This is a genomic window from Acetilactobacillus jinshanensis, from assembly GCF_004359375.1.
In the GTDB taxonomy this organism is placed as follows: domain Bacteria; phylum Bacillota; class Bacilli; order Lactobacillales; family Lactobacillaceae; genus Acetilactobacillus; species Acetilactobacillus jinshanensis.
This window is the reverse complement of record NZ_CP034726.1, coordinates 608956-623391: the sequence shown is the minus strand read 5'-3', so window position 1 is coordinate 623391 and position 14436 is coordinate 608956. Positions and strand designations below refer to the sequence as shown.

Below are 14436 nucleotides of genomic sequence, written 5' to 3'. Positions count from 1 at the left end.
TAGGTTATTGATATAGAGTTAGCTAATTAATCTTCATAACGATCTTCAAACCAAAGCTGAAGTTGGTGACGAGCATCGTCATCAAGTTGGATTCCGTGCCAGTTAAGTGGAGTCCCATCTTGAAGAGCCTGGTTAAGATCCAAGCCTTTGGCTTTAGTATGCTCAGATTGTTGGAGGCTTTTTCCGTAGAGTTGAACGAGCTTGCTAATGGGAACGTCTAATCCCAGGGCAAGCCGATCAATTGTCGACGTTGTGATATGAATCTTTTTGCCCTGTTCAAGCCGCAAGAGATGAACGAAGCTCAGTCCAGATTTATCACAAACATCGCTTAATGATAGGTTCTTTTTAATTCTAATCTTTTGTAATGCGTCACCAAAGAGGTTACTCATTATTAAGGCCTCCCAATAAGATATCAAGTTTAGTTGTTATTATAGATGGATCCATGGACGAAAACCAGCGGTAAGTAAGCCTAAACCGATTAAGATTAGCAGTAGGATTATACAGATAATGACGATCGGTTTCGTAAGTGTATTTTTAGCTCGTCTGGCGATCAGGAATTCTAGAAAGCCAATCATGCAGAGGGATGCACCAACTTTAACGAAGGATAATCTTGGGTGTCGACCCATTGCCGTTGGTAACAGGATGGCGCCATCTAAGATAAATAGAATGTACAGAATCCGAATCATAATCGTGGCAAATTTTGAACCGCCACGTTTGCGTAGATCAATGTATAAAAACGTCAACAGTAAAATTACAAATAGAATGTGTAGCCATAGCAGCATAAAAGATTTTCTCCTTATAAAATAACGATAACCTGGAAATATATCTTCATTATACCAGACACCGTAATGATCTAATAATTGCTACAATAAATATAGATTAATTAAAAAGAGTGTTATTTATGAGTTACGAAATTGCTTACTTTGGGACCCGTGGCGTAGTTCTAATCTTAATGGCTGGATTGGTGTATTTAATTGCTGAGAGTTCCAATTGCTATAACCAAAAATGGATGAAATGGGTCAGTTTAATTTTGCTGACGGTCGGGATTATCCTCGGAACGATCGTGTTCAAGATGGGGATTGTCCTGTGTAGTTTTCTTGTCGCTGCCGCAATGACTTTAGTGATGATTCAGGAATACACCAAATACCGTGCAATTAAGACTTGGGTAATGGTCGTGTTTTGGATTAGTCTACTGGTGTTAATTACGCATCTCGGGATGTTGATCTTTAAATGGATGACGAATTAATAATCATAAAAACGATGATCAGATTTATATATGCCGTGTATAATAGGAAGTGTACTTCTAGAAATCGTTTGTGAAAGGTCATCGAAAATTATGAAACACGTTAAGAAATCGAAAGAATCGCTTCTAAAACATCATCGTGAAGATTTTAACCCCAAATATAATTCACATTTAAAGCCCAAGCAGCATTCCGCAATGCATTCAGTAGGTCGGTTTATGATGTGGACGTTAACGACACTAATGTCATTGATTATTATTGCTGTAGTTGTGATTGCTGGGACCTTATTGCTATACAAGCATGCTGATAATCACTCTAAACACGTGGTTGCCGAACAGGTCGAACGGAATAACCGGCCTCAGCAGCCTGTCTATAATCAGTCGTCGTTAAATCAGTCTTCTGATCATAATACTGATCGAAGGTTAGTGAATTACTATGCTAAAGCTGACGGTAAATTTGTAAGTCATATTAGCTATAACTCTAAGAAGGACGTTGCCAAGATTACTTTGAAGAAGCCGGTTGCCAACGCCATTAAGTATGTATCTAACACTAAGAAACCGAACCAAAAGAAATTAGTTCCAGATCTAAAAAAGGGTGTTGACGTTGATGACCTATTAAGTAATCAGGCCGTTGAAATCGCAAATGCAGCCCATGATGGTTACTTCACGTTCCAGTTTGCTAATGCCAATGGTTATCAAGCACCGAACACTAAGTCAGGAAATTATAACGTTTAATATCTAATGAACAGGAGAAATGATTATGCAAGAAAGCCAAAAAGCTAAAATTGCGAAAGAATTAGTTAAGGCTCCCGATTTCGAGAGTATCTATAAAGTATTAAAGACGATTCCTTCATACCGTGATATTTTGAAGGAATTAGCTCATACCTATCAGATTTACTATAATCCGAAGGACCAGCGCTTCGAAACCGATACTTCAGATCATAGCCATTACTTAGATTGCCGGTATGACGACGTCAAAGAATGTATTATGACGTTGATTGATGAGAATCTGTAACTATGATTTTTAATATTATTAAAGTCATCTGTGTTTTGATGGCCATCTTTGCTGTCGTGACGTTGTGGCAAGCTAAAATCAAACGACTTGGCAAGGTTTTAGGATCAATCGTGGTCGTCTTAATTGCGTTTAGCGCTAGTGACGTCACGGTTGAAACTGAAATTATGTACACTTTAGCTAATCTAATCATGCTGATGATTACGGTTGCGTTTCGAATTAAGATGAAGCAGCAGCATCGTATATAAATGAATAATTTAGAAATAGGCCTATCTCCTGATATGAAGGGGATTAGGCCTATTTATTTTACACGAATTAATATCTATCCATGTTATAATATTACTAAATACATTCACACAGAATTCACCATATAAGGAAGGCTTAATATTGTCAGCACTTCAATTTATCGTCGGCAGAGCCGGATATGATCATTTCTCAGCGTTAATCAGTAAGTTGGAACGAGATCATAAAGATGATGTTAATAACGGTCATAAGGATAACTATTATTTCTATTTGGTCCCTAACCATATTAAGTTCAAGTCTGAAATTAACACCTTAGAGCGCTTACGGTCTGATGATAAAAAGTACGATGATAATAAGCCTTACGCTCAGATCAACGTTCAGATTTTATCCCTAACCCGAATGGGCTGGTTCTTCTTTAATCAGGCTCCGATGCAGCAGCATCAACAGATCGATGACTCTGGGGTTAACATGTTGCTATATCTAATCGTCCAGAAGCACGCCAAAGAGTTACCGTTATTTTCTAAGGAAAAGGATCAGACGGGCTTTATTCTGAAGATCGCTCAAGAAATTAGCGAGATGCAGACCAGTCAGATTTCTGCTGATGATTTAGCAACCCTATATAAGCAGTCCGTTAATAGTATTAAGCGAAATGATGACAATGATGACCTAATTAAAAAAATGCACGACTTCCTGATTATCTATAAAGCTTATGAAAAGGCAACTAATAATAAGTACATCAGTAAACCCGGTGTCCTAAATCGGTTGTGTGATTATTTAGCTAAATATAAGGATTTGGATAAATGTCATTTCTACATCAGTGGCTTTTCTCAGTTTACGGCTCAGGAAAATCGCCTGGTTCAGATTCTGATTAAACGCTCTGCAGGTGTCGTTATTGATTTAAATATGAACGAATCCTGCATTGGCAATAAGTTAAAACCGTTCGATCTGTTTTACCGACCGCTGCGTTTGTATTATCGTCTGGCTAATTATGCCAAAGATATGAAGATTAAGCAGGATGGATCGATTATTGCGGGGAAGCCTGATAAAAATCAAATGAATCCTGACGTTTTGAAATTGGAGCAATACTGGATCAACGCTTATCAGAACCACATTACACCAGGTAATTTTAAGGGCACGATTAATCCCAAGTCGGTTCAGGTCGTCCAAACGGATAATACCTATTCCGAATTAGCTAACGTTGCCATTAAGATTAGACAGATGGTCACAACAGGGAAGTACCGTTATTCCGATTTTCTGATCCTAACTCGGCATCTGGATAAATTCAGCAACGTCATTAAGCCAATTTTTCATCTTCAGCAGATTCCCATCTTTAACGATCTGCAGCATCAAATGATTTTGCATCCCGTCGTTCGGTTGATTGGTGACCTGTTCTCGATTTACCACGCTAAAGACCAGCGCCAGTACACTTACCGTGACGTGATGGATCTACTAAAGACCGGTTTATTAATTCCAAAGACTGACGACGGGACGTTTATGAACGTTGATGATTATTATCATGACGTCTACCTCTGTGAAAACTTCATCTTACAGAATGGTTACTGGGGTAACCAGTGGCTTCAGGACGAAGACTGGCAGTATAGTTACTATGATGACTTCACCCACATGAACTTTACGAACGACAATCTTGATCAGCAGATTGCTAAAGTAAAGAAACACGGTGGCGACGTCAAACGTGCTAAACAGATTTTAGATCAGGTCGTCGACGTTAATAAACGTATTAACTTTATTAAGGATTATGTCAAAAACACGTTAGCACCGTTCTTTGATCAATTGGATCAGGCTAAGACCTGTCGGGATGCTGCAACCATCCTATATAATTTCCTTGCTGAAAATGGTGCAGATGTTGTCGATCGTCTTAAACACTGGCGAGATAATGAAATTAACGCTCACCAGTTAAGTTATGCCGGTCAAAACAACCAGGTCTGGGGTACTTTCTGTAATCTCTTGGATAGTTGCGTTGACGTCCTCGGTGATAAAAAGTTTGATGACCAGTTTACGGTTAATGATTTCTGGTCATTATTGAAAGTTGGCTTTGAGTCAGCATCTTATTCGCAGATTCCGCCAACCTTCGATCAAGTCGTCATCAGTGAAAGTAAAATTGTCCAGATGAAAGGCTATAAGGTTGTCTTTATGATTGGTTCTACAGATGACGTTATGCCTGATCACACTGTTAACAACACCTTATTTAGTAATACCGATCGTGCTGATTTAAAACCGGCCGTCAACGAATTTAATAATGATCATGATAAACAATGCTATCTAAATGACGGTAGTGATTATCAAGTTAATAATGAACCATACCTAAACGACTTAGCCTTCATGAGCGCCAATCAAAAGGTCATCTTCACCTATAGTTTAAAGAATGATGAAGAGGGCAACGGTGACATTAAGGAATCCCCATATGTTGCACACATGCAAGACGCCTTTGGCATTCCGACCCAGCGACCTGACATGATGCCAATCGTACGTTCGAAGGGCGCTGGAATCTACACCATGACGTCTCATGATAACTATTTAGGTAGTCCAATGGGAACGCTCCATCATTTGATTCAAGCTCTGCATGCCGTTGATAGTCTTAATCAGCACATTAAGAATAAAAAAGATTGGGTATCGTTACCCGCTGATTGGCAATACATCAAGACCCAATTGTGTACTGACACCAAAACTATGCAAGCCGAAAGTAAAAGTTATGGTGTTGACATTCCTCATCTAACCAAGAAATTATTGCAAAGTGTTCACTATAAGAATGAACCGACACCGTTGAAATCGAGTTTGGTCGACCAGCTTTACGGTACGCATCTAAATATTTCAATTTCTCAGTTGGAAAGTTTCTATCGTAATCCATACGAATATTTTTTGAAATATGGACTAAAACTGAAGCCACGCCAGATTTTAGGCCAATCAATCTCCAGTAATTTTGGGCAGTTTTACCATGCTGCGTTAAAGCGAGTTTTGATTATCCTTAGAAACAAATACGGGACTGAGATTACTCAAGCAAGTCAAGATGAATTAGCGAATGACGTTGACGACATCGTTCATAAACTGATTTATGACCCTAGTTACGGTGATAAATATTATATCTTACGTAGTTCATCCCGGATGAAGTACGTTGAAAATCAGTTAAGGACCATCATCAAAGCCATGGTTCGCACGATTTATCTCCAGTCCATCAAATACACGGACATCAGACCGTGGCGGATGGAATTACCATTCACCACTAAACGAACACGAGATCCACATCTTCCGGCATTGTCGTTCAAAGTTCAGACTAATCAAGACCAGCCGCTCCATGACATCTACGTTAACGGTCGGTTTGATCGGGTCGATCGGATCACAAATGATCAAACCCATAATCAGTACTACGGGATCGTTGATTATAAGTCTAGTAAGCATAAATTCAACTACGGCCAAATCTATGCTGGGACCGAGATGCAGATGATGACCTACCTAGACGCTCTGTATACCTATTTGCGAAAATATAAGTCGCATTCCTACGTTTTTGGAGCTCTGTATTCATTAATTCAGGATCCAATCCTGACACCGAAGAACATTCGGGATGTTGATAACATCATGCATAGCCAAAACATCTGGAACATTTTATTGCAGCAGCAACAATATAACGGGGTCTTGATTGACGGAATTGGAATGCCAGAAGATTTTGATAAGAATCTCCGAGCACATCAACCATCTAGTCTATACGCGGGCTTAAAAAAGAAGAAGACTTCACCAGGTTTTGCTAAAGTCAGTCAAAAACATTTGTTGACCAAGAGTGAATTTGATGTCATCAGAACGTGGATCGAACACAAAATTAAGGAAGCGGGTAAAGATATCTACAGCGGTGATGATGCTTTGAAGCCGGCTAAGTGGGGCAACCGAAACGCCCTTACTTATTCGGAATATAAACCGATCATGTGCTTCGATCATTCAATGGGTAATCAGTACAACGAGATCAAACCGATTTATTCACCAAGTGCATTAGTCAAGAAGATCCAGCAAGCCGAAGATGGAAAGGATAAATGATCGTTATGACAAATGACAAGCAGCCAAGATACGATGAGCAACAGGAACGTGTCATCAGAATTCGCAATAAGGGTAATTTATTGGTTTCCGCTTCAGCTGGTGCCGGAAAGACGACGGTATTAGTTAACCGGGTCGTTAATCAATTATTACCGAAGGACCTGGTGTTCTCGAAGGGTCGAACTTACGGGATTGGTAACTTCTTGATAGTTACTTTTACTAGAGCCGCAGCTAAAGAATTGTCATCACGAATTCAGGCCCAGCTCCAAAAGAAGATCACCAATGATATGTCGCAGCCTGATAAAGAAGCCTTATTGCGTCAAATCGGTGATTTACCAACGTCTAATATTGGAACGTTGGATTCTTTCTGTCAGCGGATCGTTGAACGTTATTACTATTATCTAAAGAATTTTGATCCGCACTTCAGGATCTTAAACGATAATACGGAAGTGACGTTATTAAGGGATGAAGTTTGGAAGAACGTTCGAGAAGACTTATATACTAGTGGTGACCACAAGTTCAGACGATTAGCCTCGAATTTCTTCAGCCAGCACATTGATTCCGATGATCAACTGACGGATCCGTTAACGACGTTGGTATACGCACTCTACAATTCATTTAAACGTTACATTTTTGTTGATTCCGACCACGATAAGATGATGGCGGTTAATTCGGATTATGACAAATTATTCAAGGCCTGGTGTGATTACGTTACGCAGATGTATCAAGTCAGTAAGTCATTTAAGCAGAGTCCTTTATATCAGAAATTACTTTATAAGCAGATGGATCTACGGCTTAGTCAAATCCTGGATAAATATAAGCGAGCTATATCGATCACCAATAAGTATGGCCTGGATTCTGAATACAAAGTCGTTAAATCGGAATTTGACGCCATTTCTCAGCTTCAAAAAATGATCAAACCAGACAGTGAATATTCGTGGAATCAGATTCGGAAAGGCGCTAAAAACGTTACCGTAGTCTGCGGTCAAAAATTCCCGAGTAAGCGGAAGACTAAGGATAAGGTTCAACACAATATCGTTCATAGTTACCGGAATGCTGGGAAAGACGCTTACTGTGAAAACAAACCAAATTCGTTTATTAATACCTTCTTCATGTTTGATGAAGCTGCTAACATGGACATCATTAAAAAATCTGGTCAGATTATCGATGAATTATTGAACGTCGTTAGAGCATTTGATAAGGCTTACACCCAAGTCAAAAAGCAGCGTCACGTTATGGAATTTATTGATATCGAACGGGCTGCATTAAAAATCTTGGAAACGAGTCAAGACGTTCGAGATCATTTTCAGAATCAGTTTCATGAGATCATGATCGATGAATATCAGGATGATAACGAACTTCAGGATGCCATCATTAAACTGGTTGCTAAGCACAATCCGAAGACGGGTGACACCACCAACGTCTTTATGGTGGGTGACGTTAAACAATCAATCTATCGATTCCGTTCTGCGGACCCGAAGTTATTTTTGCATAAAGATCATGCTTACAATAAACCGAACCCAAACGGCAATCAGGAAATCATCCTCAGCCGAAACTATCGTTCGACACAAAATATCGACCGTTTTGTTAACTGGGTCTTCACTCAAGTTATGGACGAAAAACTAGGTGGGATTAACTATTATTATCAGCCTGAACGTTATGGTGCCACAGAAATCTACGACAATAATTCGTTGCAAAATCATAAACCAATTAAAATTATGATTTACGCTAATGATAAAAAGCAGAGTAAATCACAAGATTCGGCTACTAAAACTCCTGATAAAGACGGGACCGACTATCAGATTGAAATGGTCGCCCAGGAGATTCGACGCTTAGTTGATAATCCAAAGAACAAGATTTATGATAAGCAGTCACATCTGCAAAGATCTGTTCAGTTTAAAGATATTGCTTTACTGGCATCGACCCGAGATGATAATGCCAAGATTGCGGACATCTTTCGAAAGTATCACATCCCGGTCCAGATGTTGGGCTCTCAGGACTATTTCAAAGCCACTGAAGTCCAGATTATGTTATCGTTACTGAACATCATTGATAATCCGGACCAGGACATCCCGTTAGTAGCGGTTTTACGGTCACCAATGGTTGGCTTGGATGAAAATCAGTTGGCTTACTTAAGGATCAATTCCAAGACTGGTAATTACTATCAGGCCGTAAAGACGTTTTATCAGGATTATCAGTCAAACAATGAGCATAAAGATAGCTTTGTTAAAGATATCTATAATAAAGTCAAGCAATTCTTGATGAACCTGAGTAAGTTTCGGAAGATCACTCAGCGTCATGGCTTAGTGGATTTAATTTGGAGTATCTATCAAACGACGGGCTTTCTAGATTACGTTGGCGGGATGCCCGCTGGCGTGCAACGGCAAGCTAATTTACATGCCTTGTATCAACGGGCTGCCCAATATGAACAGGCTAATTTCCATGGCTTATTCCAATTCGTGCAATTCATTCGCCAATTACAAAATCAGCAGAAAGATTTAACGGATGCCGTGCCTCAGCAGGGTAAAGACGTGGTCTCATCAATCACCATTCATAATAGTAAGGGCCGTGAATTTCCGATCGTCTTTCTCCTGGATGCTTCCCAGAAGTTTAATCCGGTTGAATTCCGTCAGGATTATATTCTGAGTAATGATCTTGGCTTAGGAATGAAATACTATAATCGTAAGTTACATGCTGAATCAAATTCGTTGCCTTATCAATGTCTGATCAATTATGAAAAACGTGAAGATCTGTCCGAACAGATGCGAAAACTATACGTTGCGTTTACTCGAGCTAGACAACGTTTATACATTATCGGTCAGGTACCGAAGAGGTCGAGTGTTAAGCGAATGATTGCTAACTGGGAAGATGCTGCCGATAGTTCTCATCAATTGTTAGATTTAGCCGACCGAGCCGGCGCTAATAATTACATGGATTGGATCGGTGCCTCGTTAGTAAGGTTGCCATCATTCCAGAAAGATTATGCTGATGATTTAACTAAGCCACAAAAGTGTGCTGATTTAAAGAACGAACCGAACGTTAGCGTTAAATTCTATTCAGATGACACCATCAACGAAGCTGAAAATAAATTTAACCTAAACGCTTCAATTAAATTGATATCAGAACCATTAACCGATAAGGAAAAACGGACGATCAAAGATGTTATATTCATGAAGTATCCGCATCAAATTGCCACTCAGGAAGGTAATTATCGATCCGTATCCGATGTGAAACAGTTGTTTGATGATCCGAATAAGGTTGAAATGGGTGAACTCGATCAGCAGAACCATCAAGATCATCACGGCCGATCCAACCAATACGTCACCGGTGATTTTGCGAAACCGCAATTTATGCAGGACGGTGCTGAACCGAAAGCAACCGCAATCGGAACGGCTACCCATCTAGTGTTTCAGATGCTTGACTTGCATAAGGATCAATGTCCAACCATTAAACAAATTGATGATAAGATTACTGATCTAACTAATTATCAGATGATTGATAAGCCAGTCGCTGATAAGATGCTTAAGTACCACACTCCGCAAAAGGTTCAGGCGTTCTTTAAGACTCGCTTGGGTAAATTGATCTTAACGGATCCCGATAATTATCATCGTGAGGCCCCATTTTCGTTATTGATTAAAGCCAATCAAATTTTTGATCACGGTTTTGGTCCTAAAGATCCGGAAAGTATCCTAATTCATGGGATTATTGATGGTTATTTCTATGATCAAAAGACTGGTGATGTCTATTTGGTTGATTACAAGACTGATTACGTTGACTTTCAGAATGAAGCTGCTTCAATTGCGAAGATTAAGGATCGTTATCAAGGTCAGCTAAGATTATATGCTAAGGCACTAAAGAGTGTCTATAGTGAAAATAGTTTGAGGTATAAGGGTCTGTATCTGTTATCAACGTGTAGTTTGGAGCAGATTAAAGATTGATTAATAATGAAATCACGCAGCAAACGTTGTTGTGTTATTTTTTGTTATAACAACTTAAATAAACAACCAAACTTATAAAAAGGGCCATTGATAGAAATTGATAAAAATTCTAAGTTAAAAACTGAGGTGACCAGATATGCCAATTAATTATAGCGGGACACTAGATAAAGATACGATTGCTAAACTTTTGGCATTTGAATTCGTTGATAAACACAAGATTGGCGTTGATCCAGAAGATTTGGCTAGATCGTATTCGAATGCTTACGCAACTATTTATAAGGCACTACAGCTATAACTGAAATTAAGTACATAAATTAGAAAATTAAATCAGTCTTTATATGAATTCGTTTCCGATAAGAAATGAATTCTTTTTGTTTTTATGATCAAATTATTAACCTAACCTTGAAAATTATGAAGTATGTTTGCTAACATAAAACTAATTCGGAAAATTGAAGACATCAAAAGAGAATGATTAATTGTGTACAATAGTTCTGCTGATATAAAAGGATACTTACAGGATCAGCATTCACAGCACGTGATTATTGATAACTGGAATCACCACACGCTGATTAAATTTCAGAAGTGGGGCGTTTTGATCGTCAAGATCGTTACTAAACGCTTTGGAAGCAATTTGGCTGATAAGCAGTCAAAGTTTATTCCGAAGGGCAAGCTTCACGGGATGACGATCGAACGTGAAAAACATTATAACTATTTCAAGATTAATGGTCACGTGGCGGTTCAGTGGAAGACTCTGAGTCCAAAGAATTATACATGCCGGAAATTAAAGCAATTAATTAAAAATTACTATTAATAAAAATTACTATTAAGAGGGAGCGGTCATTTATTAACGTTCTAGAATTAAAAAATATTCGTAAATCATTCACCGCAGACGGTGAAACGTTGCACGTTTTGAAGGGGATTAACCTTAAGTTCCATCTCGGTGAATTCGTATCGATTTTAGGTGAATCTGGAGTTGGGAAATCAACTTTGATGGATATCATCGGTGGCTTAGATAGCCATTATAAAGGTGAAGTGGTGGTCAACGGTAAATCACTGAAGAGTTACACATCTAAGCAGCTTGATCAGTACCGTCGTCACAACATTGGTTTCGTCTTTCAGAGCTTTCATTTAATCGGTCATTTAACGGCCTTGGGTAACGTTCTGGTACCGCTAGATATGACGAACTTATCCAAAAAGCAACGAGTTGAACGTGCTAAACATTTATTGAAGACGGTCGGCCTTGGTGATCAGATGAAGAAGTACCCGTCCGAACTATCCGGTGGTCAACGGCAACGTGTTTCGATTGCTCGTGCGTTAGCTACCGATCCGCAAATTTTGATTGCTGATGAACCAACGGGTGCCTTGGATCAGAAGAACACTGATGAAGTCTTAAGGATTTTAGATAAAATTGCGCAAAGCGGTAAATTAGTCCTGACCGTTACCCACTCGCAACGGGTTGCTGAATACGGGACCCGAATTGTTCACTTATCAAATGGTGAGATCGATCAGGATAAAAAGTTACGTGATGGTTATCAAGCCAAAGGTCAAGCTAGTACATTTCATTCTCAGCCATTACGTGCTGGATCATTATGGCGAATGACGGCTGATAATATTAAGCGTAACAAAGGTCAGAACATTTTAACCATTATCGGTGCGGCAATCGGCTTAGTTGCGATTATCTTAATCTTAGGCTTAGGTGTTGGAACTAAGGGCTACGTTAGTCAGCAGATCACTTCACAAGTTAAGCCAACCGTTGCGATGATTCAACATCATAACCAAAATGATACTCAGCCAATGAAAGCCCATGACTTAAAACGGGTGAACGACGTTAAAGGTGTCAAGAGCGTTGATTATGGCCTGGACACCAGTAAGACTCAGTTCCGATATAATAAGAAGAATGCGAATACCGATAGTTTATCAAGTGCCGTTGCGTTATTGAAGTCGAAAGATATTAAGAAAGGTGCTGCACCTGGTAAAAACGAGATCTTGATTACTCCAGATATTGCTAAGCAGCTAGATAAAAAGCATCCCAACAGTGTGATCGGCAAAAAGATCAAAGTCAGCTCAAGCATCACCGATCCGGCTCAATCCGCCAACAAGAAACAGTTATCGGTGCCGATGATCAAAGGTAACTTAAAGGTTTCTGGGATCATGACCGATGCCGCTGCAAACAATGATGGTAATACCGTTGCGTACTCAACGATTAAATCCATGGCCAAGAAGAGCCACGTTAAAGCAGAACCGCAATATTTAATTGCTAAATTCAAGGGTAACGTTGCTCAGAACAATGTGGCTCAACAGCGAGTCAGAGATTTAACCAAGAAGGGTAAAACCCAATACAGAGTTGTTAGTGCTTCGTCGATGCTAAGTAAGATTAGCCTGTACGTTCACATCATTACCGGTGTCCTGATGGCAATTGCCGCCGTATCATTATTGGTTGCTGCGGTCATGATCGTTGCTATTCTCTACATCAGTGTTAATGAACGTACCCGTGAGATCGGGATCTTACGTGCGTTAGGTGCCAGCAAGAAGAACGTTCGTCACTTATTCTTGGATCAAGCTTTGCTACTAGGAATCATTAGTTCCGTCTTAGCCACAATCGTCAGTTATTTAGGTGAATTACTCATTAATCACTTTACGTTGGCTTCATCGATGAACTTCAATATTCTGCAGATTATGCCACATCAAATCGTGATCGTCTTTATCATTACACTAATCATCAATGCGATTGCTTCGGTAATGCCATCGTGGCGTGCATCTCGATTAGATCCAATTAAATGCTTGAATAAATAAAGATTTAAAATTATAGATTTAGCTCATCAGAATTTTCTGGTGAGTTTTTTGTTTATCAGCTTAATAAATGGATTAATAAACTTTAACCCATTAAATTCGTTTCCATTTTCCTTTATAATGTACTTATATGTAAATATAAGTATATTAGTTTCTTAATAGGAGAGAGTATCTTACATGCGTATTATACTTGGTTTAATTCCCGCGCTATTCTGGGGCTTAATGCCGCTGTTCTTAAATCGATTCGGTGGTAAACCTGCCGAACAGATGCTGGGAACCGTTTATGGCGCGGCGCTTGCCAGCGTCATTTTCTATTTCATTATGCAGCCGGCGATTAGTTTCAGCGCTTTTGCCTGGTGCTTCGTGGCTGGGATGTGTTGGTCGTTCGGAACGATCACTCAATACAGTGCTTATCCTGAGATTGGGGTCTCGATCACCATGCCGACGTCAACCGGTTCTCAATTAGTTGGGACGTCGATCGTGGGTGTCCTATTCTTCAAGAGTTGGCCAGGACTTTCTGATAAGTTCATTGGCTTTTTAGCAATTGCAGTGATCGTGATTGGCGTTTGCATGACCGCTTATCAGGATAAAAGTAATTCCGGTGGGATGAAGATCAGCAAAGCTAACTTCAAAGCTGGTTTAATGAACGCTAGTTTTGGCGCGATCGGTTTTATTATCTGTAACTCATTGCCGAAGATTCCGCAGGCAGATGGCTTTGAGATGATTATGCCACAGTGCTTGGGAATGTTAACTTCCGGAATCTTAATTGCACTGTGCAGAAAGCAATATCGTCAAGAAAAGCCGTTCTTCAAAGCGGTAACCTTTGAGAACATGATCACCGGCTTTTCGTTTGCAATTGCCGAATTCGTGTACTTCTTCTCAATTGACATCAACGGCTTGTCAACGGGCTTTGTTCTATCTCAAATGTGCGTCGTGATCTCAACGTTACTTGGTATTTACGTTATCAAAGAACACAAGACCCATAAGGAATTATCACTAACGTTAAGCGGATTAGTCTTAGTTGTCGTTGGTGGTGCCATAACCGGTCTAATTTAGTTATAATGAACACGTAGCCGTCAGCTTACCTAGGAAAGTTGATGGCTATTTTTATTAATTAATGTTAGTTATCCCTAACATTAAATTTTGGATAATAAATGTTAAAATATATTTGTAAT

General features: G+C 39.5%; 12 protein-coding genes. 10 read left to right on the top strand and 2 right to left on the bottom strand.

Annotation, left to right across the window (positions count from 1 at the left end; all coding sequences use genetic code 11):
- Nucleotides 1–26: 26 nt before the first annotated feature.
- Complete coding sequence (locus ELX58_RS03030) at nucleotides 27–389, bottom strand: helix-turn-helix domain-containing protein (protein WP_133441692.1); 363 nt, start codon at nucleotides 387–389, stop codon at nucleotides 27–29.
- Nucleotides 390–428: 39 nt separating this feature from the next.
- On the bottom strand, nucleotides 429–782 hold the full coding sequence (locus ELX58_RS03025; RefSeq protein ID WP_133441691.1) for a DUF1516 family protein: 354 nt from the start codon (nucleotides 780–782) through the stop codon (nucleotides 429–431).
- Nucleotides 783–901: 119 nt separating this feature from the next.
- Between ELX58_RS03025 and ELX58_RS03020 the strand changes: the two genes are divergently transcribed.
- From ELX58_RS03020 to ELX58_RS02980, 10 genes are all read left to right on the top strand, one after another.
- On the top strand, nucleotides 902–1246 hold the full coding sequence (locus ELX58_RS03020) for a hypothetical protein (protein WP_133441690.1): 345 nt from the start codon (nucleotides 902–904) through the stop codon (nucleotides 1244–1246).
- A gap of 90 nt (nucleotides 1247–1336) precedes the next feature.
- Complete coding sequence (locus ELX58_RS03015) at nucleotides 1337–1975, top strand: hypothetical protein (RefSeq protein WP_133441689.1); 639 nt, start codon at nucleotides 1337–1339, stop codon at nucleotides 1973–1975.
- A gap of 25 nt (nucleotides 1976–2000) precedes the next feature.
- On the top strand, nucleotides 2001–2255 hold the full coding sequence (locus ELX58_RS03010; protein WP_133441688.1) for a hypothetical protein: 255 nt from the start codon (nucleotides 2001–2003) through the stop codon (nucleotides 2253–2255).
- 2 nt (nucleotides 2256–2257) lie between these two features.
- A complete protein-coding gene (locus ELX58_RS03005; RefSeq protein ID WP_133441687.1) occupies nucleotides 2258–2500 on the top strand; it encodes a hypothetical protein in 243 nt (80 codons plus the stop codon).
- A gap of 139 nt (nucleotides 2501–2639) precedes the next feature.
- Nucleotides 2640–6536, top strand: coding sequence for a PD-(D/E)XK nuclease family protein (locus ELX58_RS03000; protein WP_133441686.1), 3897 nt, complete (start codon nucleotides 2640–2642; stop codon nucleotides 6534–6536).
- On the top strand, nucleotides 6533–10471 hold the full coding sequence (gene addA / locus ELX58_RS02995; RefSeq protein ID WP_133441685.1) for a helicase-exonuclease AddAB subunit AddA: 3939 nt from the start codon (nucleotides 6533–6535) through the stop codon (nucleotides 10469–10471). The genes ELX58_RS03000 and addA overlap by 4 nt, the downstream gene beginning before the upstream one ends.
- 136 nt (nucleotides 10472–10607) lie before the next feature.
- Complete coding sequence (locus ELX58_RS07835; protein ID WP_162614611.1) at nucleotides 10608–10766, top strand: hypothetical protein; 159 nt, start codon at nucleotides 10608–10610, stop codon at nucleotides 10764–10766.
- A gap of 183 nt (nucleotides 10767–10949) precedes the next feature.
- Nucleotides 10950–11282, top strand: a complete 333-nt coding sequence (locus tag ELX58_RS02990; protein WP_133441684.1) for a hypothetical protein — start codon at nucleotides 10950–10952, stop codon at nucleotides 11280–11282.
- Between the two features lie 89 nt (nucleotides 11283–11371).
- The gene (locus tag ELX58_RS02985) at nucleotides 11372–13264 is read left to right on the top strand and encodes an ABC transporter ATP-binding protein/permease (RefSeq protein ID WP_133441683.1); all 1893 of its coding nucleotides are present in this window, start codon (nucleotides 11372–11374) and stop codon (nucleotides 13262–13264) included.
- A gap of 174 nt (nucleotides 13265–13438) precedes the next feature.
- Entirely contained in the window at nucleotides 13439–14317 is an 879-nt protein-coding gene (locus ELX58_RS02980; protein ID WP_133441682.1) for a GRP family sugar transporter, read from the top strand.
- The last annotated feature ends 119 nt before the right edge of the window (nucleotides 14318–14436 follow it).